At 67.5% G+C, this 22,944-nt stretch carries 20 protein-coding genes; 16 read left to right on the forward strand and 4 right to left on the reverse strand.

Features of this window, described 5'->3' with window-relative positions; genetic code table 11:
- The coding region (locus tag IPV10_RS14040; protein WP_207484838.1) for a CoA transferase at nt 1-195 on the reverse strand (195 nt) is incomplete at its 3' end.
- A gap of 120 nt (nt 196-315) precedes the next feature.
- Between IPV10_RS14040 and IPV10_RS14045 the strand changes: the two genes are divergently transcribed.
- The 9 genes from IPV10_RS14045 to IPV10_RS14085 all read left to right on the forward strand — a co-directional run bounded on the left by IPV10_RS14045 (nt 316) and on the right by IPV10_RS14085 (nt 10,458).
- A complete protein-coding gene (locus IPV10_RS14045; RefSeq protein ID WP_207484839.1) occupies nt 316-1,938 on the forward strand; it encodes a sodium-dependent transporter in 1,623 nt (540 codons plus the stop codon).
- Complete coding sequence (locus IPV10_RS14050) at nt 1,935-2,069, forward strand: methionine/alanine import family NSS transporter small subunit (RefSeq protein ID WP_207484840.1); 135 nt, start codon at nt 1,935-1,937, stop codon at nt 2,067-2,069. Before IPV10_RS14045 ends, IPV10_RS14050 begins: the two co-directional genes overlap by 4 nt.
- A gap of 126 nt (nt 2,070-2,195) precedes the next feature.
- Nucleotides 2,196-3,236: a LacI family DNA-binding transcriptional regulator gene (locus tag IPV10_RS14055; protein WP_207484841.1), complete on the forward strand. Its 1,041-nt coding sequence runs from the start codon at nt 2,196-2,198 to the stop codon at nt 3,234-3,236.
- A gap of 74 nt (nt 3,237-3,310) precedes the next feature.
- Complete coding sequence (locus tag IPV10_RS14060) at nt 3,311-4,207, forward strand: sugar ABC transporter permease (RefSeq protein WP_242685002.1); 897 nt, start codon at nt 3,311-3,313, stop codon at nt 4,205-4,207.
- Between the two features lie 7 nt (nt 4,208-4,214).
- Nucleotides 4,215-5,180 carry a carbohydrate ABC transporter permease gene (locus tag IPV10_RS14065; RefSeq protein WP_207484843.1) on the forward strand — a complete coding sequence of 322 codons (966 nt, stop codon included), beginning with the start codon at nt 4,215-4,217 and terminating at the stop codon, nt 5,178-5,180.
- Nucleotides 5,181-5,250: 70 nt separating this feature from the next.
- Entirely contained in the window at nt 5,251-6,864 is a 1,614-nt protein-coding gene (locus IPV10_RS14070) for an ABC transporter substrate-binding protein (protein ID WP_207484845.1), read from the forward strand.
- 106 nt (nt 6,865-6,970) lie between these two features.
- Nucleotides 6,971-8,365, forward strand: coding sequence for a glycoside hydrolase family 32 protein (locus IPV10_RS14075; RefSeq protein WP_207484846.1), 1,395 nt, complete (start codon nt 6,971-6,973; stop codon nt 8,363-8,365).
- Nucleotides 8,366-8,512: 147 nt separating this feature from the next.
- Nucleotides 8,513-9,337 carry a sugar phosphate isomerase/epimerase gene (locus tag IPV10_RS14080; protein ID WP_207484847.1) on the forward strand — a complete coding sequence of 275 codons (825 nt, stop codon included), beginning with the start codon at nt 8,513-8,515 and terminating at the stop codon, nt 9,335-9,337.
- Nucleotides 9,334-10,458, forward strand: a complete 1,125-nt coding sequence (locus IPV10_RS14085; RefSeq protein WP_207484849.1) for a Gfo/Idh/MocA family protein — start codon at nt 9,334-9,336, stop codon at nt 10,456-10,458. The genes IPV10_RS14080 and IPV10_RS14085 overlap by 4 nt, the downstream gene beginning before the upstream one ends.
- 70 nt (nt 10,459-10,528) lie before the next feature.
- On the opposite strand, the gene IPV10_RS14090 is transcribed toward IPV10_RS14085, so the two are convergent.
- Both IPV10_RS14090 and IPV10_RS14095 read right to left on the reverse strand, forming a co-directional pair.
- Nucleotides 10,529-11,140 (reverse strand): TetR/AcrR family transcriptional regulator, encoded by a 612-nt coding sequence (locus IPV10_RS14090; protein WP_207484850.1) that lies wholly within the window; start codon nt 11,138-11,140, stop codon nt 10,529-10,531.
- A 47-nt stretch (nt 11,141-11,187) separates the two neighbouring features.
- Nucleotides 11,188-12,123 carry an NAD(P)-dependent oxidoreductase gene (locus IPV10_RS14095; protein ID WP_207484852.1) on the reverse strand — a complete coding sequence of 312 codons (936 nt, stop codon included), beginning with the start codon at nt 12,121-12,123 and terminating at the stop codon, nt 11,188-11,190.
- 129 nt (nt 12,124-12,252) lie between these two features.
- Here IPV10_RS14095 and IPV10_RS14100 point away from each other — a divergent pair, with 129 nt between their 5' ends.
- The 7 genes from IPV10_RS14100 (at nt 12,253) to IPV10_RS14130 (ending at nt 21,311) form a co-directional block, all read left to right on the forward strand.
- Entirely contained in the window at nt 12,253-13,116 is an 864-nt protein-coding gene (locus IPV10_RS14100; RefSeq protein ID WP_207484853.1) for an AraC family transcriptional regulator, read from the forward strand.
- Between the two features lie 249 nt (nt 13,117-13,365).
- Nucleotides 13,366-14,259: a sugar ABC transporter permease gene (locus IPV10_RS14105; protein ID WP_207484855.1), complete on the forward strand. Its 894-nt coding sequence runs from the start codon at nt 13,366-13,368 to the stop codon at nt 14,257-14,259.
- Nucleotides 14,246-15,250 carry a carbohydrate ABC transporter permease gene (locus IPV10_RS14110; RefSeq protein ID WP_207484856.1) on the forward strand — a complete coding sequence of 335 codons (1,005 nt, stop codon included), beginning with the start codon at nt 14,246-14,248 and terminating at the stop codon, nt 15,248-15,250. Before IPV10_RS14105 ends, IPV10_RS14110 begins: the two co-directional genes overlap by 14 nt.
- Before the next feature lie 58 nt (nt 15,251-15,308).
- Nucleotides 15,309-16,862, forward strand: a complete 1,554-nt coding sequence (locus tag IPV10_RS14115; protein WP_207484858.1) for an ABC transporter substrate-binding protein — start codon at nt 15,309-15,311, stop codon at nt 16,860-16,862.
- A gap of 74 nt (nt 16,863-16,936) precedes the next feature.
- A complete protein-coding gene (locus tag IPV10_RS14120; RefSeq protein WP_207484860.1) occupies nt 16,937-17,611 on the forward strand; it encodes a YesL family protein in 675 nt (224 codons plus the stop codon).
- A 5-nt stretch (nt 17,612-17,616) separates the two neighbouring features.
- Nucleotides 17,617-19,989 (forward strand): glycoside hydrolase family 2 TIM barrel-domain containing protein, encoded by a 2,373-nt coding sequence (locus tag IPV10_RS17215; RefSeq protein WP_207484861.1) that lies wholly within the window; start codon nt 17,617-17,619, stop codon nt 19,987-19,989.
- Between the two features lie 137 nt (nt 19,990-20,126).
- A complete protein-coding gene (locus tag IPV10_RS14130) occupies nt 20,127-21,311 on the forward strand; it encodes an ROK family transcriptional regulator (protein WP_307861144.1) in 1,185 nt (394 codons plus the stop codon).
- A gap of 68 nt (nt 21,312-21,379) precedes the next feature.
- Here IPV10_RS14130 and IPV10_RS14135 read toward each other — a convergent pair whose 3' ends face one another.
- A complete protein-coding gene (locus IPV10_RS14135; protein ID WP_207484864.1) occupies nt 21,380-22,798 on the reverse strand; it encodes a ricin-type beta-trefoil lectin domain protein in 1,419 nt (472 codons plus the stop codon).
- Between the last annotated feature and the right edge of the window lie 146 nt (nt 22,799-22,944).

The following is a 22,944-nucleotide window of genomic DNA, read 5'->3' on the forward strand; positions in this document are numbered from 1 at the left end:
GGCCGTGCCGCGCTCGTCGACCGGAGGGCGCCAATGCCGGGTGTCGTCGCCGAGCTGCGGCTCGATCTTCAACACGTCCGCGCCGAAGTCGGCGAGCGTCATTGTGGCGTACGGTCCGGCCAGCACTCGGGAGAAGTCCGCGACGCGCACGCCGTCGAGCACGCCGTGCCCGCGCGGGCGCCCTGAATCGGTCATCCTCATCCGCCTTCGCATGTCGGGTGCCGCAACTGCAGACCAGATCGATCCTATGGCGGCGCCGTCCGGACGAACGTATCCATCCTCCGCGTCCGCACAGGCTCCGGTAATGTCGCACGCATGGCCACCGCTACGACGCAGACTCCGAAGCGCGAGGCATTCGGCTCGCGGAACGTGTTCATCCTCTCCGCCATCGGCTCGGCGGTCGGACTCGGGAACATCTGGCGCTTCCCGTACGTCGCCTACGAAGGCGGCGGCGGGGCGTTCCTCATCCCGTACCTGTGCGCGCTGCTGACCGCCGGCATCCCGCTGCTGTTCTTCGACTACGCGATCGGGCACCGCTTCCGCGGGTCAGCGCCCCTCGCGTTCCGTCGCATGCACCGCTCGGCGGAGACGCTCGGCTGGTGGCAGGTGCTCATCTGCGTCGTGATCGCCGCGTACTACGCCGTGATCATCGCCTGGGCCGCGATGTACACCTGGTTCTCCGCCCAGCTCACCTGGGGGCCGGGCAACGAGGAGGACTTCTTCTTCGCCGAGTTCCTGCAGTCGGCGGATGTCGCGGCGGTCGGAGTGTCCACCGACTTCGTGCCGCAGGTCGGGCTGCCGCTGATCGCAGTCTGGCTCGTGGTGATCGTCATCATGGCGCTCGGCGTGAAGCGCGGCATCGGCCGGGCGAACATGATCCTGATGCCGCTGCTCACGGTGATGTTCGCGATCCTCGTGGTGCAGTCGCTGTTCCTCCCCGGCGCGCTCGACGGCCTCAACGCCTTCTTCACGCCGAACTGGGCGGCGCTCGCCGACCCCGCGGTGTGGGCATCGGCCTACGGGCACATCTTCTTCTCGCTCTCGGTCGCCTTCGGCATCATGGTCACCTACGCCTCCTACCTGAAGCGCAAGACCGATCTGACCGGCTCCGGCCTGGTCGTCGCGTTCGCGAACTCTGGCTTCGAGATCCTCGCCGGCATCGGCGTGTTCGCAGCCCTCGGGTTCATGGCGCAGGCGCAGGGGACGGAGGTCGCAGGAGTCGCTTCCTCCGGCATCGGGCTCGCGTTCATCGCGTTCCCCACGATCGTCTCGCAGGCCGCCGGCGGCTCGATCATCGGCGTGCTGTTCTTCGGCGCGCTGGTGTTCGCCGGCGTGACGTCGCTGATCTCGGTGCTCGAGGTGATCGTCGGCGCCCTCCAGGACAAGCTCGGCTGGAACCGCGTGCGCACCACGCTCACCGTCACGATCCCGGTCGCCGTGATCTCGATGGCGCTCTTCTCGACGACCACGGCGCTGTCGGTGCTCGACACGGCCGATGCCTTCGTGAACTCGTTCGGGATCATGGCGGTCGCACTCGTCGCGGTGATCATGGTGTCCTGGCTGCTCCGCCGCCTGCCCGCGCTGAAGGACCACCTGAACGGCCGGTCGAGCTTCCGGATGGGCCGGTTCTGGATGCTGCTGGTCGGCGTGCTTGCGCCGCTGGTGCTCGGCTACCTCTTCGTGAGCGAGCTCATCGCGAAGAGCTCGACGCCGTACGGCGGCTACCCCGACTGGTTCCTGTCGATCTTCGGCTGGGGAATGGTCATCTCCCTCGTCATCCTCGCGGTGCTCCTGTCGCTCCTGCCGTGGAGCGGCCGCTCGCACGCCAAGGACGACCCGGAGTACGACGAGTTCCTCGTCGCCGAGCAGTACGAACCCGACTCGGAGACGAGCGCGATACCGGTGCCGGATGCCGAGCAGAGGGGAGCGGGCGCATGACCACCACCGCCATCGTCATGATGATCGTCGCCATGGTCACGGTCTGGGGTGGACTGATCGCCGCGGTCGTGAACCTCGCCCGTCACCCCGAGGTCGCCGACACCGAGCCGGAGCCGCCGGTCGAGCTGTAGACGCGCGGCTCGCAGCGAGCTGCAAGCGGATGCCGGGAAGATCGGAATCTTCTTCTTGACAGCCCTGAGTTTCCGTGAGTACAGTCAGTCATACGATTAACCGACGCACTCAGTGAGGAGGCGAAGATGGCGCGCAAGGCGAGGAACACGGTCACGATGTGGCAGGTGGCAGAGCACGCGGGCGTCTCGCAGGCCACGGTCTCCCTCGTCCTGAACAACATCGGCGGCAGCCGGGTCAACGATGCGACTCGCGATCGTGTGATGGAAGCCGTTCGTGAGCTCGGGTATCGCACCAACGCGTTCGCCAAGTCGCTGCGCAGCGGCGAGTCGGGGATGATCGGCTTCATCTCCGACGAGGTCGCGAGCTCTCCGTTCGCCGGGCGCCTGCTCAAGGGTGCGCAGCTGCTCGCCTGGGAGACCGGGAACGTGATCCTCAGCGTCGACACGTTCAACGAGCCGGCGCTCGAAGCCGCGGCCATCGACATGATGCTCTCCTACCGGGTGAAAGGCGTCGTCTACGCCTCGATGTATCACCGGCTCGTGTCGGTGCCTTCTGAGCTCGAGTCGACGCCGACCGTCATCGTGAACGCGCAGGACGTCGACGGGCAGGTGCCGAGCGTCTTCCCCGATGAGGAGCGCGGCGGCTACGAGGCCACGCGCCATCTCATCGATGCCGGTCACACGCGGATCGCCATGATCAACATCCAGCCACCGGACAGCGACCTGCCCGCCGGCATCGGCAGGCTCGCCGGCTATCGGCGCGCACTGGCGGAGGCCGGCATCCCGGAGGATCCAGAGCTGGTCGTCTCCGGCGGGGGCGTCGTCGAGGACGGACTCGCGCTCACGCTGGCACTGTTCGCACAGGCCGAGCGCCCCACCGCGATCTTCTGCGGCAACGACCGGACCGCCTGGGGAGCGTATCGAGCGCTGGAATCGCTCGGGCTGAGCGTGCCGGACGACTGCTCCATCGTCGGATACGACAACCACGAGATGATCGCGCCCTACCTCGACCCTGGTCTCACGACAGTCGAGCTGCCATACGAGCAGATGGCGCGCGAAGCCCTCGGCATCCTGCTCGGCGGCCGCGCCGACGCCCCCAGATCCACTCCCGTCGAATGCTCACTGATCCTCCGCGGATCCGTGCTGAACGCAAAGGTGCGCGCATGACGCTTCAATCCCGAACCCGAACCCGATCCCGATCGGCGGCTCCCGCCGCACGGGGGCGATCGCCTCGCAACTCGATGCTCCGGCGAGCGGCCCGCTCCTGGCAGTTATACGTATTACTTGCGCCGGCGCTGCTCTACATCGTCATCTTCAAGTACTGGCCGATGTACGGCGCGCAGATCGCGTTCCGCGACTACAACCCCGCGCTCGGCTTCTCCGGAAGTCCGTGGGTCGGGTTGGAGCACTTCATCCGGTTCATCGGCTCGTTCCAGTTCGAGCGGCTGATCGCGAACACGCTGACGCTGAACGCGCTCGGTCTGCTGATCGCCTTCCCCGTGCCGATCATCCTCGCCCTGATCGTCAACCAGCTGCAGAGCGAGCGGTTCAAGAAGTTCACGCAGACCGTGCTCTACTCCCCGTCGTTCATCTCGATCGTCGTCGTGGTCGGCATGATCCACCTCCTGTTCTCGCCGCGCTCGGGAATCGTGAACAACGCCATCGTGGCCTTCGGTGGCGAGCCGATCTTCTTCATGGGCTCGCCCGACTGGTTCCGGCCGCTGTACATCGGCTCGGACATCTGGCAGAACGCCGGGTTCTCGATGATCGTCTACCTCGCAGCGCTCACCGCGATCGATCCGGCCCTTCACGAGGCGGCTCGCGTCGACGGCGCGACCAAGCTGCAGCGCATCCGGCACATCGACATCCCCGGGATCATGCCGGTGATCACGATCCTGTTCATCCTCGCGATCGGCAACCTCTTCAATCTGGGCTTCGAGAAGGTGCTGCTGATGCAGACCGACCTGAACCTGCCGACGTCCGAGGTGATCCAGACCTACGTCTACGAGATCGGTCTGCAGCAGGCGCAGTTCAGCTACTCGGCCGCCATCGGCCTGTTCAACTCCCTCATCAACCTCGTCCTGCTCCTGACCTTCAACTGGGTCGCGAAGCGAGCCGGACAATCGACCCTCTGGTGACGACGCCATGACTCAGACCATCTCGACTCCCACGCGGTCGGCGAGCACGCAGCCGTCCCGCCTCCGTCCCGCTTCCGCCGGTCGCCGTTTCCGCGACCGCGCAGCCGACCCGCTGTTCAACACGTTCGCGATCGGCATGCTCCTGGTGGCGATCGTCGCCATCCTCTATCCGCTCTACTTCATCGTCATCGCGTCGGTCAGCGAGCCGTCGGAGATCCTCAACGGCAACGTCTGGCTGTGGCCGAGCGGCTTCACGCTCGAGGGCTACCTGCGGATCTTCTCGGATGACTCGATCCTCAAGGGGTTCGGGAACTCGGTGCTGTACACCGTGCTCGGCACCGTCGTCAGCGTCGTCACGATCCTGTGCGCCGCGTACGCGCTGTCGAGGAAGGATCTCTTCGGTCGCACCTTCTTCATGATGCTGTTCATCATCACGATGTTCATCGACGGCGGTCTCATCGCGAGATACCTCGTCGTGCGGGATCTCGGGATGCTGGACACGATCTGGGCCCTCGTGCTCCCGGGCGCGGTCGGCGTGTGGAACCTCATCATCGCCCGTGCCTTCTTCGAGAACAACGTGCCGGCCGAGCTGAGGGAGGCCGCGCAGCTCGACGGCGCGAACGACTTCCGCTTCTTCCTGCAGATCGTGCTCCCGTTGTCGAAGCCCCTGATCTTCCTGATGATCATGATCCACCTCGTTGCGAACTGGAACTCGTTCTTCGACGCGCTGATCTTCCTCAACGACGAGAGCAAGTACCCGCTCCAGCTGGTGCTGCGCAACGTGCTGATCCAGTCCGATGTGTCGTCCGCCGGAGGCACAGGCGCGCTGGACTCGTACGCCGCAGCGCAGCGCATGGGCGAGCTGATCAAGTACGGAATGATCGTCATCTCCACGGTCCCGCTGCTGATCGTCCTCCCCTTCATGCAGAAGCACTTCACCAAGGGCGCCATGATCGGCGCGGTGAAGAGCTGACGGCCGCGCCACCCGCGCTCTGTCCTCCCTCCCTTCTCCACCCACCCTGCCCACCCATCAAAGGAACATCATGAGACACCGTCGTTTCCTCACCTCCGTCGCTCTCGTCGTCACCGGGTCGTTCGTCCTGGCCGGCTGCAGCGGGGGAGAAGCCAGCACTGACATCGAGGACAAGTCCTCCGACTTCGGCTTCAACGCAGAAGGCCTCCCGATCGTCGACGAGACGCTCACGCTGTCGTTCGGCGGCAGCAAGGCGCCCCTCGCGCCCGAGTTCTCCGAGATGGAGCTCGTGCAGCAGTGGGAGAAGGACACGAACATCGCGATCGACTGGGAGAACCTCCCCGATCAGGTGTACGCCGAGAAGAAGAACCTGATGCTCGCCAGCGGCGACCTCCCCGACGTGCTGTTCAACACCGGACTCTCGGATGCCGAGATCGTGGAGAACGGCACCAACGGCACGCTCCTCCCCCTCGAGGACCTCATCGAGGAGCACGCGCCGACGCTGTCGGCGATCCTCGAGGAGCGTCCGGACATCCGCGCGGCGATCACCGCGTCGGACGGGCATATCTACACCCTCCCGTCGGTCGAGGAGCTCGGGATCCTGCAGTACCCGAACTTCCTCTTCATCAACAAGTCCTGGCTCGACGCGCTGGGTCTGCCCGTGCCGAGCACGATCGACGAGTACCACGCCGCCCTCGAGGCGTTCGCGACGCAGGACCCGAACGGCAACGGCGCAGCGGATGAGATCCCGCTGTCGTTCCGCACCGATTCGTTCTGCGCCAACCCGCACGACCTCATCGCCGCCCTCGGCGGCCAGCCGGAGAACAACGACCACAGGATCGTCCGCGACGGCAAGGTCGAGTTCACCGCCAACACCGACGGTTACAAGCAGGGCGTCGAGGCGCTCGCCGACTGGTACGCCGACGGACTGATCGACCCCGAGTCGTTCTCGCAGGACGACGCCGCGTACCTGTCCAAGGGCAAGTCCGCGACGCCTGTCCTCGGCTCGTTCTTCTGGTGGGAGCTCAAGGAGATGGTCGGTGACGACCGCGTCGACGACTACGTGCACGTCGGCATCCTCGAAGGCGTCGACGGCGACCGTCTCGCCAGCGTCGCCAACCACCAGGAGATCAACCGCGGCGCGATGGCCATCACGAGCTCCAACGAGTACCCGTCTGCCACGATGCGCTGGGCCGACCGCCTGTTCGAGCCTGTGATGTCCGCCCAGTCGAACTGGGGGCCGATCGGGGTCACCCTCGAGGAGAACGCCGACGGCATCCTCGTGCAGATCCCGGCTGCGGCAGGCGAGTCCGAAGGCGAGCGCCGTCAGCGCGTCGCGCCCGGCGGCCCGAAGATCACGACGGCTGAGGACTTCGAGTCCGTGGTCGCGCCCGAGCCCCGCGCCCTGGAGCGTCAGGAGATGGTCAAGGAGTACTACCTGCCGTACAAGGCCAACGACGCCTACCCGCCCGTGATGCTGTCGAACGAGGAGCTCGACCAGGTGTCGTTCGCGAACGCGGACATCAACACCCTGGTGAAGGAGAAGTTCGCCTCCTGGATCGTGAAGAACACGATCGGGGACGAGTGGGACGCCTACATCGGGCAGCTCGAGTCCCTCGGCGTCGACGACGTCGTCGCCACCTACCAGCAGGCGTTCGACCGATTCCAGAAGGGCGGCGAGTAGCACTCACCCTGGGCGGGCGACTCATCGTCGCCCGCCCAGGGTCGCCGCCCCTCACCCGACACCGATCTCGCCGCGCCCGCAGCGGACCACTCACCAGGAGAAGCACTTGACCACCTCATTCCCGATCACGGCTGCCGGCAGCGCGATCGATTCGACTCCGACGCTCCGGCCGTCCGCGCACTTCACCGCGGAGCGTGCCTGGCTGAACGACCCGAACGGACTGATCCAGTACAAGGGCGTCTACCACCTCTTCTTCCAGACGAATCCGCACGGCACCACCTGGGGCGACATCTCCTGGGGGCACGCGACCTCGACCGACCTGGTGACCTGGACTGAGCAGGACGTCGCGATCCCGTGCACGCCGGAGGAGATGGCCTTCTCCGGCAGCGCGGTGGTCGACTCGCGGAACACCGCCGGGTTCGCCGATCAGGAGCGGGGCGAGACGGCCCTCGTCGCGATCTACACCAGCGCGCAGCGCGCGACCGGCGATGGCCCCGCCATCCAGTCCCAGTCGCTCGCGTTCAGCCTCGACGACGGCGCGACCTGGAGCCGCTACGCGGGCAACCCCGTGCTGGACATCGGCTCGGAGGAGTTCCGTGACCCGAAGGTGTTCTGGTACGGCGGAGACGACGGCCACTGGGTGATGGTGCTCGTCGAGGCGGTCGAGCGGACGGTGGCCGTGTACACCTCGCCCGACCTGATCAACTGGACCCTCGCTTCGCGCTTCGGCCCCGCCCACGCCGTCGGCGGTGTCTGGGAGTGCCCCGACCTGTTCCCGCTCATCGTTGAGGGCACGGGCGAGACCCGCTGGGTGCTGGTGGTCAGCCTGAACCCGGGTGGCATCGCCGGGGGTTCGGGAGCGCAGTACTTCGTCGGCGACTTCGACGGGCGGACGTTCGTCGCTGAGCGGCTGACGGACTCTCCGCACCTCACCGACTACGACTGGCTCGACTACGGCCGGGACTACTACGCGGCGGTGTCGTTCGACAACGTCGCCGACGGCCGGCGGCTGATGGTCGGATGGGCGAGCAACTGGCAGTACGCCAACGAGACCCCCACCGCTCCGTGGCGCTCGGCGATGTCTCTGGTGCGCGAGGTCACGCTGGTGCGATCCGGCGACGGCCGTCATCGGCTCGTCCAGCGAGCGGTGCTGCCGGCGGATCGCGGCGCGGTCCGCGTCTTCGAGACGACTGTTCCGTGCGGACCGGATGATCTCACCACTCTCGCCGTGCACGGCGAGGGCGACGAGCGCCTCCTCGTGATCGTCGATGGTCGCGAGCGCACCATCAGCTGCGACCGAACCGTCAGCGGCGACACCGGATTCCACCCGGACTTCCCCTCGGTCGACCGGGCGCCGATCCCGGAGGAGTGCGGCGATCAGCTCGACCTGCAGATCATCGTGGACGCGATGATCGTCGAGGTCTTCGCGGCCGGCGGGCTCGTCACCTTCACCGAGCAGGTGTTCCCGCGCAGCAACTACGACCGGGTGTCGTCGGTCTAGGCGGATGCGTGCACGCAGGCCTCCGCGCCTGCGTGCACGGCCTCGATCCACGTGCGGAAAAAGATACTTCCGCGTGGAGGTTTCCTGCTATTCTGGCGTCGGGCGGCTTCGCGCGCCCCTCCGTCCGCACAAGCAAGGAAGGTCAACGTGGCCCTGCCAGAAACCTCGGTTCAGCTGTACACGCTCGCAGCGGAGTTCTCCGCAGACATGAAGGGGTCGCTCGACAAGCTCGCAGCGATCGGCCTGCGCAACGTCGAGGCGTTCGACTTCGTCCGCCGCCCTGACGAGATCCGCGCCGCGCTCGACGCCTCGGGTCTGGTCTCGCCCACCGGGCACGCTCCGCTGCTCTCGGATGAGCTCTGGACGCCGGACGGCTCCATCCCGACCCCCGCCCCGGAGGTCGTCTTCGAGGCGGCGGCGAAGGTCGGCATCAAGACGGTCATCGACCCGTTCGTCGCGCCGGAGCGCTGGTTCACCCTCGAGGGCGTGACCGACATCGCCGACCGGCTGAACGCGCTCACCGAGACGGCCGCGACGTTCGGCCTCGAGGTCGGCTACCACAACCACTCGCAGGAGTTCATCGCCGATTTCGACGGCCAGAGCGCGTACGAGCGCTTCGTCGCCCTCACCGACGAGCGCGTCGTGCTCGAGCTCGACCTGTACTGGGCGCTCGTCGGCGGGCAGGACGTTCCCGCGCTCGTCTCGCGTCTCGGTGACCGCCTGGTCGCCGCGCACGTCAAGGATGGCATCGCCCCCGCGAGCAACCCGTTCGCCCCAGACGCCGGGGAGTTCGGCTCGGACAGCCTCGACCAGCGTCACGCCGGCACGGGCGACGTGCCCCTCGTCGACGCGCTGCGCGCGGCATCCGCTCTGCAGTACGCCATCATCGAGTACGACAACGCCCCTGGCGATGTCTTCGCCGACGTCGCGGCGAGTTACGCGTTCCTCGTCGAGGGCGGATTCGCCCGATGAGCGCGGTCGGAATCGGCATCATCGGCGTCGGCGTCATCAGCGACACCTACCTGCAGAACCTCACGTCGTTCCCCGACGTCGAGGTGCTCATCGTCGGCGACCTGCTGCTCGACCGCGCGCAGGCGCAGGCCGAGAAGTACGGCGTTCCGGCGTCCGGCTCGGCGGAAGACGTGCTCGCCCACCCGGGTGTCGACCTGGTTATCAACCTGACCATCCCCGCAGTCCACATCGAGGTCTCTCGCGCGGCGATCGCCGCCGGAAAGCACGTCTGGACCGAGAAGCCGCTCGGCCTCGATCGCGAGGGTGCGGCACAGCTGCTGCGCGAGGCAGAAGCCGCAGGGCTCCGCGTCGGATCGGCCCCCGACACGCTGCTCGGCCCGGGCTTCCAGGCGGCGCGACGCGCCATCGAAGGCGGCGTCATCGGCCGCCCGCTGTTCGCGCAGACCGCGTTCCAGACGCAGGGGCCGGACCTCTGGCACCCGAGCCCGGCGTTCCTCTTCGCCGAGGGCGCAGGCCCGCTGCTCGACATGGGGCCGTACTACTTCTCGGCTCTCGTCAGCCTGCTCGGCCCGGTCGACCGCGTGTCGGCAGTCGGCATCAAGGCGCGCGAGGAACGGGAGATCCACACCGGTCCCATCGCCGGCACGACGTTCCCGGTCGAGGTCCCGTCGACGATCCAGATCGTCACGGCGTTCGAGGCCGGCGCCTCGGCGCAGAGCCTGCTGAGCTTCGACTCCGCCCTGGAGCGTCACGGCATCGTCGAGATCCACGGCACCGAGGGCACGATCGTGATCCCGGATCCGAACCAGTTCGCGGGCCGCATCGCCTACGTCAAGCCGCTCGGCGTGATCCGCGACGGCATGTCGTTCGAGCAGGAGTGGATCGAGATCGAGCACGACGCGGTCGACGTCGGCCGCGGAATCGGCGCCCTCGACATGGTGCGCGCGATCGCCGAGGAGCGCCCGCACGTGGCCTCCGGCGAGCTCGGGTTCCACGTCCTCGACATCCTGCTCTCCGCCCAGGAGTCCGCCGCGACCGGTCAGACGGTGGTCGTCGACAGCACCGTCGCACCGGTGCCGCTGCTGCCTGCGGGCTTCGACCCGTTCGCCGCGACCCTCTGAGATCAGGGAGCACGAAGGCCACGGATCCGCCGGCAGGCGGGCCCGTGGCCTTCGTCGGTATCGGATGCCGTCAGGCGCCGTCGCCGGCGAGCAGGCGGTCGAGCATCGCGAGGGCTCCCGCGTGGTCGACTGACGGGTCGAGCAGCCACTGGGTCTGCAGGCCGTCGGATGCCGCGATCACGAGGGCTGCGACGAGGACGGGGTCGAGATCGTCGCGGAGCCGGCCGGATGACTGAAGGTCGCGCACCTGAGCGGAGATCTCGTCGCGGAGGCGGGAGAACCGTGTCGTCGCGAACTCCTGCGCGGCCGGGTGGTCGTCCTCGATCGCGTTGGCGGTGAGGATCGAGTACAGCTGGACCATGCCGGGGATGCTGCGGTTCTTCTCGGCCGAGATCCGCATCGCCGTCGCGGGGCTGATGTCGGGCGGCTCCGGATCGGTCTCGTCGTGTCGGCGCTCCGATTCGCGGTAGACCGCCACGAGCAGCTCCTCGAGCGATCCGAAGTAGTGGGTGAGCGCCGCGTGCGTCACGCCCACCTCCTGCGCGATCGCGCGCAGGCTCGTCTTCTTCGAACCCCGCTGTGCGAAGACCTCGATCGCCTTGTCGAGGATCTCCTGTCGCCGGGCGATGCCCTTCGGGTAGCGGCCCCTCGCGCGGGACGCGTCGGCGGGAGAATCGGTCATGTCCCGATGATACCCATCTGCGGGCAAAAAACTTCCAATCGGAGGTTCTATGGCCGGACCTGGTTGACCAGCTCCTCGCCCGCGGCCAGCCGTGCGACGTTCGCGTCGATCAGCTCGCTCCCGCCGACGGGCCGGTTGCCTGCGACGTGCGGCGTGATCACGAGATTCGGCGCCGCCCACAGCGGCGAGTCCGCGCCGAGCGGCTCCTTCTTCATCACGTCGATCGCGGCGGCACGGAGGCCACCGGAGGCCAGGGCATCGAGGAGGGCGTCCTCGTCGACCGTCGCCCCGCGGCCCACGTTCACGAATACCGCGCCGGGCTTCAGCATCCCGAACACCGTGCGATCGAAGAGGTCGGCCGTCGCCGGGGTGGCCGGGATCAGCGACACCAGGACGTCGGTCTCGGCGAGCACGCCGGCGGCATCCGCTTCGGCGACGACCTCCACACCCGAGCGACTGCCGGCCGAGCGGGCGATCCCGCGCACGTCGGCGCCGAGCAGCTGCAGCATCGGCGCGAGCCGGGACGCGATCGAGCCGAAGCCCCAGATCGCCACGCGGGATCCCGCGAGCGTGTAGAGGCCCTGCGTCTCCGGCGCGCTCTGCGCCGCGATGAAGTCCTCGTCCCAGCGGTTCTGCTGCTGCGCGTCATGCAGCCGGTCGAGGCGGCGGATCCCGCTCAGGATCAGCGCGAGCGCATGCTCGGCCACAGGACCGTCGTGGAGCGACCGGCCGGAGCAGACCGGCACGGTCTGATCGAAGCCGGCGGCCAGCACGACATCCGCCCCTGACGCCAGGCTCTGCACCAGCCGCAGTCCCGGCAGCGAGCGCGCAGCGCTCTCGAGCTGCTCACGGGAGTTGTGCCACGTGACGAGCACCTCGGCGTCCCGGTGCTCGGGCGGGATCTCGGCCGTGACGTCGTAGACGACGGCATCGGCATCGCCCTGCAGGTGCAGCGCGATGGTGTCGGGGATCAGGATCTTCATGGTGCCTCCCTGTCCAGGTAAGCACATCGGGGCCGCTCGCGTCTGCCGCGTGTCCGATCGGATCGGACGCGGAAAGTCGGGTGCGGCCGGGCACGGGAGGAAGATGCTGGGAGGGAAAGGAAGGACCTCATGATCGGTTCACTCAACGCGCTGATCGACCTGGTCGAGCAGCGCACGGGGGAGGAGCTCGATGTCACGGCGTTCGCACACGACAACGGCACCACCGAGTACCACCTGCGTCGCATGTTCTCCGCTCTGGCCGGTATGCCGCTCTCGGAATACATACGCCGCAGGCGGATGACTCTGGCGGCGGCCGACCTGGTCTCCGGCGACCCGAGCCTGCTCGATGTGGCAGTCCGGCACGGCTACGGATCGGTCGAGGCCTTCGGGCGGGCGTTCCGCGCGGTGCACGGCGCTGCGCCGGCCGACGTGCGCCGAGACGGAGGTCCGCTACGCACACAACCCACGCTCCGGTTCCGCCTGAGCGTCGAAGGGAGCACCCCGATGGACGTCACCATCACCACCCTGCCCGCACTCGTCCTCGCGGGTCATGCCGCGAGCGTTCCCCTCATCCACGAGGGCGTCAACCCGCACATCCAGGCGCACATCGCGGCGATCCCGCCGGAGGAGCATGGGCGTCTCAAGGCGCTCGGCGACGCGGAGCCGGGCGGCATCCTCGCCATCACGGCGGATGCCGAGCCCGACGCCCCGGAGGGCACGATGCTCACCTATCTGCACGGAGTCGCGCTGCAGCCGGGAACACCGGTGCCGGAAGGCCTCGACAGCATCCGCCTCGAGGAGGGGGCCTGGGCCGTGTTCGCGGCGAAGGGGCCGTTCCCTGCGGCGCTGCAGAATCTGTGGGCAGCGACCGCGACCGAGTGGTTCCCGTCGAACCCGTGGCGCCTGCGCCCTGGGCCGTCGATCGTCCGGTACCTCGAGTTCACGGGCGATCACGCCTCGTGCGAACTCTGGCTCGCGGTCGAGCGGGGCTGAACCGCGGGGAGCCGCAGCTGAGAGGCGCAGTCCGGAATCGGACTGCGCCTCTTTCGTCTTCCATGACGCCTTCCGGGAACCGGCACTTGTCATGCCGCTCTCTCACGTTGTACAGTGAGGACCACTTTCATCGAGGGTTAGTTTTATCCTTGGAATCAAGTCTCGACGTCGAGACGACGACATCCCGCAGAGAGGCGGAAGATGCCACGGCCGCAGATCTCCCGACCGCGCACATCCGTGTGGCGGAGCATGATCCAGAGCAGGACGCTGCTGTTCATGTGCCTGCCGGCGATCGCGTTCTTCCTCGTGTTCAGCTACGCGCCGCTACCTGGCATCTGGATCGCGTTCACGAACTTCAACTACAACGACGGCATCTTCGGCAGCCCGTTCGTCGGACTCAAGAACTTCGAGTTCCTGCTCAAGTCCGGCCAGCTCTGGCTGCTCACCCGCAACACGATCCTGTACAACATCGCGTTCATCGTCCTCGGGAACATCCTGCAGATCGCCATCGCGGTGATGATGAACGAGGTGCGGCTGAAGTACTTCAAGAAGATCAGCCAGGGCATCATGTTCCTGCCGTACTTCATCTCCGTCGTGCTGGTCGGCGTGATCGCGTTCAACCTGCTCAACTTCGACACCGGCGCCCTGAACGCGCTGATCAAGGAGACCGGCGGCGACCCGATCAAGATCTACAGCACCGCCGGCGCATGGCCGCTGATCATCATCCTCGTCCACCTGTGGCAGAGCACCGGCTACGGCTCGATCGTCTACTTCGCGGCGATCATGGGCATCGACAAGGGCCTGCTCGAAGCGGCATCCATCGACGGCGCGAACGCCTGGCAGCGCATCCGCCACGTCATTCTGCCGAGCCTCAAGCCGACGTTCATCATCCTGCTGCTGTTCTCGCTCGGCGGGATCATGCACGGCAACTTCGGCCTGTTCTGGAACCTCGTCGGAAACAACGCCGCGCTGTTCTCCACGACCGACATCATCGAGACCTCGGTCTACCGGATGGTCATGTCCCAGAACAACTTCACGACCTCCACCGCGGTCGGTCTCTATCAGTCGCTGTTCGGGTTCGCGATCGTGATGACCGCGAACTGGATCGTACGAAGGGTGAACAAGGAAAATGCCCTCTTCTGACCTCAAGCCGGCCGTCATCGCCGATCCGGTGACCACCGAGGCGATCGTGCTCGCCGGACGCAAGCCCGCCCGAGCACTCCGCGAGCGCCGCCCGGCCGGACGCCCGATCAAGCTCGAGCGCAGCGACTACGTGCTCCGCAGCATCTCGTACCTCACGATCTCGCTGTTCGCGCTGTTCTGCCTGCTGCCGTTCGTGCTGATCGTCTCGGCCTCGTTCTCCAGCGAGTCCGAGATCATGAAGAGCGGCTTCGGTCTGCTGCCCAAGGGCTTCACCTTCACCGCCTACGAGTACATCTTCAAGGCGCCTGGGCAGATCATCGGCTCGTACATCGTCACGATCGTGATGACGGTCACCGGCACGGCGGTGGGGCTCCTGATCATCTCGATGACCGGGTACGCGCTGTACCGGCCGGACTTCCGCTTCCGCAACCAGATCTCGTTCTTCATCTACTTCACGACGCTGTTCTCCGCGGGCCTCGCCCCGACGTTCCTCTGGATCGGACGCACGCTCGACCTCCGCGGCAACTACCTCGCCGTCTGGCTCCCGCTGCTGATGACGCCGTGGCTGATCATCCTGATGAAGAGCTTCATGCGCACCGTGCCGTTCGAGATCGTCGAATCGGGCAAGATCGACGGCGCCGGAGACTTCCGCATCTTCTGGCAGCTCGCGCTCCCGATGATGAAGCCGGCCCTCGCGACCGTCGGTCTGTTCCTCGCTCTGGGCTACTGGAACGAGTGGTACCTGTCGTCGCTGTACCTCGGCAGCACGGTCGAGTTCAAGCCGCTGCAGTACCAGCTCTACAACGTGATCAACACCGCGAACGCGCTGCGCAACTCGGTCGCCGGCTCCAACGTCAGCATCACCGACCTGCCGAGCAACACCCTCAAGATGGCGAGCGCGGTCGTCGCGACCGGCCCGATCCTGCTGCTCTACCCGTTCGTCCAGAAGTACTTCGTCAGCGGCATCGCCGTCGGCGCAGTCAAGGGCTGATGCCCTGTCCCTCCCCGCAATCCCAACGCACCACAGATATGAGCCGAAGGAGTCTCACATGAAGAGAAGGACCCTCACATCCGCGGCGGCGCTCGTCGCCCTCGGATTGACCACCACGATGCTGGCATCGTGCACCGGCAGCACCGACGAGGCCGAAGGCGGCAAGCCGACCGAGATCACGATGCTCGTGCTCGGCGACAAGCCCACCAACGGCCACCTCGAGGCCATGCTGGACAAGCTCAACGAGCGGCTCGTCGAGAAGGCGAACGCCAAGCTCGACCTGTTCTACGTCGAGTGGGCGGACTGGCAGACGCAGTACAACCTGCAGCTGCTCTCCGGCGACGACAACGTCGACCTCATCACCACTGCAAGCGACTGGCTCTTCGCATGGGAGAACGCGGAGAAGGGCGCCTTCCTGCCGCTGAGCGAGGACATGCTCAAGGAGAACGCGCCGAAGACCTGGGAGCAGGTGGACGCCGAGGGCGACTGGGACCTCACCAAGCTCGACGACGGGCAGATCTACTTCATCCCCGAGGACAACTACACGCAGTGGACCAACCACGGCTTCTTCTATCGCGGTGACTGGGCAGCCGAAGCGGGGTTCGCGAACGGCGAGATCGAGAAGTTCGAGGACTTCACGACGTACTTCCAGTGGGTCAAGGACAACAAGCCCGAGGCGTACCCGTGGGATGTCGCCGGCGCCAACGAGTTCGCACTCACCGGATATCTGCAGGGGCACACCGACCTGCAGACCATCCAGCAGATCACCGCCGGCAACTACTTCCCGTTCCAGACGCCCGAGGGAGACGAGACCAGTGTCACCTCCTGGTACATGGAGGGCGACGACCTGCTCGAGGCCGCCGAGCTCGCGAAGGAGTGGAACGACATCGGCGTCTGGCGCGAGGACGCTCTGAACTACGACGGCGTCACGCGCGAGCTGATGTACGCGGGGCTCTCCGGCACCGACCAGCACCACACGCAGACGTTCGTGGGTCAGATCGTCGACAACATGGAGGCCAAGCAGCCGGGTTCCGACCCGAAGCTGTTCTCGTTCGGCTCTGAGAACGGCAACTACTTCCGCGACATCAAGACCCACGGCGCGATGGCCGTGAGCGCGAACTCGTCGAACCCCGAGAAGGCTCTGCAGGTCTACGACCTCCTCCGCAATGACGAGGAGGCGTACAACCTGATCAACTTCGGCATCGAGGGCACCGACTACGTCATCACCGACGACGGCAAGCTCGGCTATCCGGAGGGCTACGACTCCTCGACCGACGGCCTCGGCGCGAACTTCTGGGCCGGCCGCATGGACGAGTACGAGCTGCCGAAGGTCTCGGATGCTCCGAACAAGGACGAGATCTACGACGCACTCGACGCCGACGCGAAGGACTACCCGTACTCGACGCTCGTGGTCGACAAGACGCCGATCGAGTCGACGCTCGCGGCCATGAGCGGCGTGCTCTCCGAGTACATCCCGCAGCTGCAGTACGGCAAGTTCGACGACCCGGCGGCAGCCATCGAGGAGATGCGCCAGAAGCTCAAGGACGTCGGCTACGAGGATGCTCGCGCCGACATCGAGGCGCAGATCAAAGCGTGGGACGAAGCCCGCTAGGGCTGAGCACGACACACAGCCGGGCGGGCCGTGCAACCACGGCGGCCCGCCCGGCTCTCACAGAAGGAGGGATCATGGCGAGCAGCATCATGGCACCGGACTCCGCGCTGATGCGGTTCCTCACCCGGATCGCCGACCTGATGATCCTGAACGTCCTGTTCATCGTGACGTCGATCCCGATCGTGACGCTCGGCGCATCGCTCACCGCGCTGAACTACGTCAGCATGCGGATCGCCACGGACACCGACCGCACGATCGTCGGCGACTACCTCCGCTCCTTCCGGCAGAACCTCCGCCAGTCGACGCTGCTGGCATTGATCCTCGCGGCGGCCGGGGGCGCGCTCGCCGCTTGGTATCTCGTCGTCACCACCGCGCCGCTGCCGTCGATCGCGGTGATCGTGCTGCTCGCGGTCTGGTACCTGCTCACCTTCATGTTCGTGATGGCCGCGCTCTACGTCTTCCCCTACGCCGCCCGATTCGAGGGCGGCACCCGCGAGGTGCTGCGCAACGCGCGGCTGATGTCGATCCGGCATCCGCTCGCCCCTCTCGTCGTCATCGTGCTGACCGCGCTCAGCGTCGTCGTCACCATCCACTATCCGCAGGCCACAGTGTGGGGGCTGCTCTGGCTGATGATCGGCTTCGCCGGCATCGCCTTCCTCGGCGGCGCGATGTTCTCCCGCATCTTCGAGAAGTACGCGCCCACCCGGTCCGCAGCAGTACCGCCCGCACGCGACCAGGAAGAGGAATAGTCCCCGTGCACATCCAGCCCATCGAACACTGGCTCTTCACACGGACGGATGACCCCGACGCCTGGGCGAAACGATACGACGACGCCGACTGGCGCACAGTCGTCGTGCCGCACGACTGGAGCGTCGAGGAGGAGTTCGCCGAGTCGTTCTCGAGCGGCACCGGGTATCTGCCCGGCGGCATCGGCTGGTACCGCGCGCACATTCCCGCCGGCGGATTCGCGCTGCGCGAGGACAGCGTGGTGCGGCTCGTCTTCCACGGCGTGTACAAGAAGGCGGACGTCTGGGTCAACGGCTATCACGTCGGCGGGCGCCCGTCGGGCCACTCCCGCTTCTCGTTCGATCTGACCGAGATCCTCTCCTACTCGCACGACGACGAGCTCGTGATCAGCGTGCGCGTCGACCACACGGACATCTCCGACTCGCGCTGGTACAACGGATCCGGCATCACGAGGCGGGTCGAGATCGAGGTGCACGACGCCGTGCACCTCCGGGAGCACGGCACCGTCGTGACGACCCTGAGGGCGGATGCCGGGGAGGCCACGATCCGCGTCGATCAGGCGCTCGTGAACAGCAGCGCGGCACCGGCCGAGGTGCACGCCCGGCACGAGCTGACGTCGCTGAGCACCGGGCGCGTCCACACCGCAGACACGCAGGCTGATCTCGCGGCCGGTGGATCGGCGACGACCTCCGCGACCATCCGCGTCTCCGACCCGGAGCTCTGGTCGGACGGCGATCCGCGCCTCCATCGCCTCGTCACGACCCTCACCTGGCCCGGCGGCAGCGCCGAGTACAGCGAGATCGTCGGCATCCGCACGTTCCGGTTCGACCCCGATCACGGCTTCTCGATCAACGGCGAACGACGCACGCTCAAGGGCGTGTGCCTGCACGAGGATGCCGGAACCCTCGGCACCGCAGTGCCGGCCGAGGTCTGGCTGCGTCGCCTGCTGGCCCTGAAGGAGATGGGCTGCAACGCGATCCGGATGGCCCACAACCCGCACGCCCCGGAGCTGTATGCGCTGTGCGACGCGCTCGGCTTCTACGTGATCGACGAGGCGTTCGACGAGTGGGAGAACGCGAAGAACAAATGGTGGCAGGGGCACAACGTGTACCCGCCCCGGCACCAGGGGTACGCCTCCGACTTCACCGAGTGGCACGAGCGCGACCTCGTCGCGATGGTCGAAGCCGGTCGCAACCGTCCCTCGATCATCGCGTGGAGCATCGGCAACGAGATCGACTATCCGAACGACCCCTACGCGAGCCCGCTGTTCGACGAGATGACGGGCAACAACGATGCGAACAAGCCGGCTGCCGAGCGGGTGTACGACCCGACCCGCCCCGACATCCGCCGCCTCACGACGATCGCGACCGAGCTCGCGCGCATCGTCCGCGCGAGCGACCCCACCCGCCCGGTGACCCTGGCCGCCGCGTTCCCCGAGCTCTCCAGCCGCACCGGACTCCTCGAGCCGCTCGATGTCGTCGGATACAACTACAAGGAGCACCTCTACGAGGACGACCACCGCCGCTTCCCCGCCAAGCCGCTCCTCGGCAGCGAGAACTCGCACGAGTACCCCGACTGGCAGGCCGTCACCCGCAACGACTTCATCGCAGGCCAGTTCCTCTGGACCGGCATCGACTACCTCGGCGAGGCCTACGGCTGGCCGATCCACGGCGCGGGCGCGGGGCAGTTGACGCTCGCCGGCTTCCCGAAGCAGACCTGGCATCTACGGCGCAGCTGGTGGTCAGACGAGCCGGTCGCGCGCATCGTCGTCCGACCGCACGTGGAGGGGGAGACCGAGTTCTGGAGTCACCCTGTGTCGCGCACGGTCGACTTCGCCGAGGCCGGGCCGACCGAGGTGCTCTGCTTCGCGAACGGAGACGCGGTGCAACTCTCGGCCGGCGGGGCGCCGGTCGAGACCGCATGGGATGACGAGCACGGCTACTGGCGCGCCGTCGTGCCTGCGCTCACCGGACCGTTGGAGCTCGAGGTGCTGCGCGACGGCGCAGTGATCGCGACCGACCGCATCGAGTCCGCGGGGGAGCCGGCACGTCTCGACGCCGTCGTGTGGGAGGCGCCGGAAGGGCCCGTCGCCCTGGTCCGGGCGGCCGGCCTGCCGGCCGCCCGGGTCGTGCAGATCGAGTGCACGCTGCGCGATTCGCGCGGATCCGAGGCCCGCGGCGAGGTGCTCGTGGAGGCGAGCGTCGAAGGCGGAGAGCTGCTCGGGCTGGAGAACGGCGATCTCGCCGACGTCACGGCTTACGCCCTGCCGCAGCGAAGAACGCTCGACGGCCGCCTGATCGTGTTCGTGCTCTGCGACGGCCCGGCATCCGTGCGCCTCCGCGCCGAGGGCCTCGAGGATGCTCTCGTGGTGATCGAGTGATGGGATACTGGCGAAAGCCGGGGCGTATCGCCTCCGGCATGCGGCACGCGGCCTGGAACGCCGCTCGCGAATCGAGGGAGTGAATGAGTATGGGTGTGCCGAGGCGGACATCGCGGGACATTCGCAGTGACTCCCGCGTGGACGTGCTGCACGCGGTGCTCTCGGCGGGCGAGACCACCCGCAACGGCGTCGCGCAGGCGACCGGACTCAGCCCCGCGACCGTCGCGACGATCGTCGGCGAGCTGATCGACGAGGGCATCGTCGCCGAGACCCGCGGCATCGCGGTCGGCATCGGCCGCCCCACCGCGGTGATCGGCATGAACGCCGATCGCGGTCGCGTCGTCGGGATCGACGTCGCCGAGACCTACGTCCGCACAGTGCTCTTCGACACGGCGCTCACGCAGATCGCGAGTACGGCGACCGAGCGGGACGAGCATGTGCTCGACCCGGCATCCGTCGTCGAGGAGATCGGCGGAGCGCTCGATCGGATGCTGTCGCAGGAGGGCGTCTCGCGCGATGACGTCCTGGGTGTCGGCGTCGCCCTTCCCGCTCTCGTGCAGGAGCCGTCCGGCGTCTCCGTGCTGGTGCCGAACTGGACGTGGCATTCCGTCGAGCTGGAGCAGCTGCGCACCCGCGTGGGCCTGCCGCTCGTGATCGAGAATCCGCTGAAGGCGATGGTCGCGGCCGAGCTGTGGCTCGGCCGAGGGCGCTCGGCAGCCAGCCTCGCCACGGTCAACCTGGGCACCGGCGTCGGCGCCGGGATCGTGCTGGAAGGGCGCATCCTGCGCGGCGCGACGAACTCCGCCGGGGAGTGGGGGCATTCGCTGCTCGTGCTCGACGGCCGGCGCTGCCGGTGTGGCCGCAACGGCTGCGTCGAGGCATACATCGGAGCGCCCGGCATCCAGCAGACCCTCCGTGAGATCGCCCCGGAACATCCGCTCAGCGACGTCGCCATGCAGGCCGATTTCATCGCCGCCCTCGCCGATGCCGCGAACGCGGCGGAGCATGACCCCGCCGTCACCGAGACCCTCGACCGCACTGCCTACTTCCTGGGCTCGGCGCTGGCCGACCTGGTCGCGATCGTCAACCCAGAGGTCGTGACGCTCACCGGCTGGACCACCTGGGGACTCGGGTCGCACCTGCTCGAACCGACACGCCGCCACCTGCGCGAGCAGTCGCCGGGTCACGCGGGCGGCGAGGTCGAGCTCGTGGTGTCGACGGTCTCGGGCAATCCGGTGGCGACCGGCGTCGCGCTGATCGCCCTCGAGCGCTTCCTGGTCGACGCGGGTCTGCTGACCACGCACATCCCCGTCGCACTCTGATCCTGAAACGACGAGGAGCCCCGCGGGCCGCACCGGCCGCGGGGCTCCTCGCCGCTCTCGATGGGAGATCAGCCGCGCGTCCACTGCTGGGTCGGGGCGGCCGGATCGCAGGAAGCCAGCGACAGGCCCCACTCGTTCGCGGGCGTCGCCAGGCAGAGAGCGGGGTCGGCGACCGTGCTGAGCGTCAGGTCGGCGTTCACCGTCCACTGCTGCTCGATGCCGCCGGAGCACGCCTCGATCGCCAGGGCGCTGCCAGCGACCGCGCCGTCCACGGGCTCGACGCACATGTCGCCGTAGACCGACAGCTCACCGGCATCCGTCGCGTGGAACGACTGGTTGCCGCCGCCGTTGCACCACCAGAGGCCGAGCTGCGTGCCCGGGGCCGTCGAGCCGCCGGGGATGTCTACGCAGACGCCGTGAGCGACGCTCTTCAGCGGCTCGCCGGGAGGAGCCGGCGGCAGGTCGTTGAGCTGCTCGTCCTTCAGCAGCCCCCAGCCCCACTGCAGCTGCGCGAGTCCGGACTCGTTCGTCACCTGGAGCCCGCCGTCGGCGGTCTGCTCGGTGAGGGTGTACGAGTCTCCGGTGCGCAGGCCCGGCCAGTACACGACGCCCATGCCCTGGTCGCGCGTCACCTCGGTGAGAGCCCCGAGGTAGGCGGTCGAGACGTCGCCCTCGTGGTTGCCGTAGTTCAGGCCGGTCGTCATCGGCGACCCCGCCTCGGAGACCAGGGTGCGCCAGCCGTACGCGCCGATGCGGGGGAGCAGGTTCGCCTTCCACTCCTCCTCGGTGGTGTGGCTCGCCCAGAAGCCGTAGAAGTGCAGCGACAGCAGGGTGCCGTCGAGCTCCTCGGCGGCGCCGACGCCGGTGACGTCGTCGTTGTAGCCGGTGCCGGAGACGATCACGCGCTTGCGCGGAACGTCGCTGTGGTCGGCGAGCCAACCCGAGGTCAGCGACACCCACTCGTCGAGCGAGTAGCCGAAGGGCTCATTCATCGGCTCGAAGTACACCCGCGGGGTCTTGCCGTACTCGGCGACCACCGTGTCCCACATCGCGTCGAACGCAGCGGGATCGTCGGCCCGCCCGTCCTTGGCGTCGTCCGCCTCCCAGTAGCTGAGGATGACCTTGAACCCGCCGTCGATCGACGCGTCGATGGCGGCGCGATACGACTCCCACCAGTCCGTGCCGACGCTCGAGGGATTGATCGGCAGACGGACCGTGTTCGCCCGCACCTCGGTGCGGAAGCCGCTGATGATGGCGGCGGACTTGTCGTAGGTGGTGGCGTAGTCGTCGGCGACGCTGAGGCCCGAGGGCACGACCTCGTCGTCGGCGTAGTTGTCACGCGGGTCCGCCCAGTTCACTCCGCGGAACTCGTTCGTGCTGTGCGGTCCGCCGCCGGCGGGCGTCGCCGGCACGGCTGCTGCGGACAAGGGGGCGAGGCCCATCAGGAGGGCGGCGGCCGCGACGGCCGCTCCGATCTGTCTCTTCATCGGGATCCGTTCGGTTCGGTTGCGCGTCACTGCGCAGGTGCCGACGGGGGTATCGGCATCCGCCAGCGTGGCACGCGAGCGGACGAAACTCAAGGGTTAAAACAAGGGTGAGAAAAAAGAGGACGCGCCGCCGGAGAAAATGCTTG

It is taken from the genome of Microbacterium sp. SD291, assembly GCF_017355365.1.
Classification (GTDB): Bacteria; Actinomycetota; Actinomycetes; order Actinomycetales; family Microbacteriaceae; genus Microbacterium.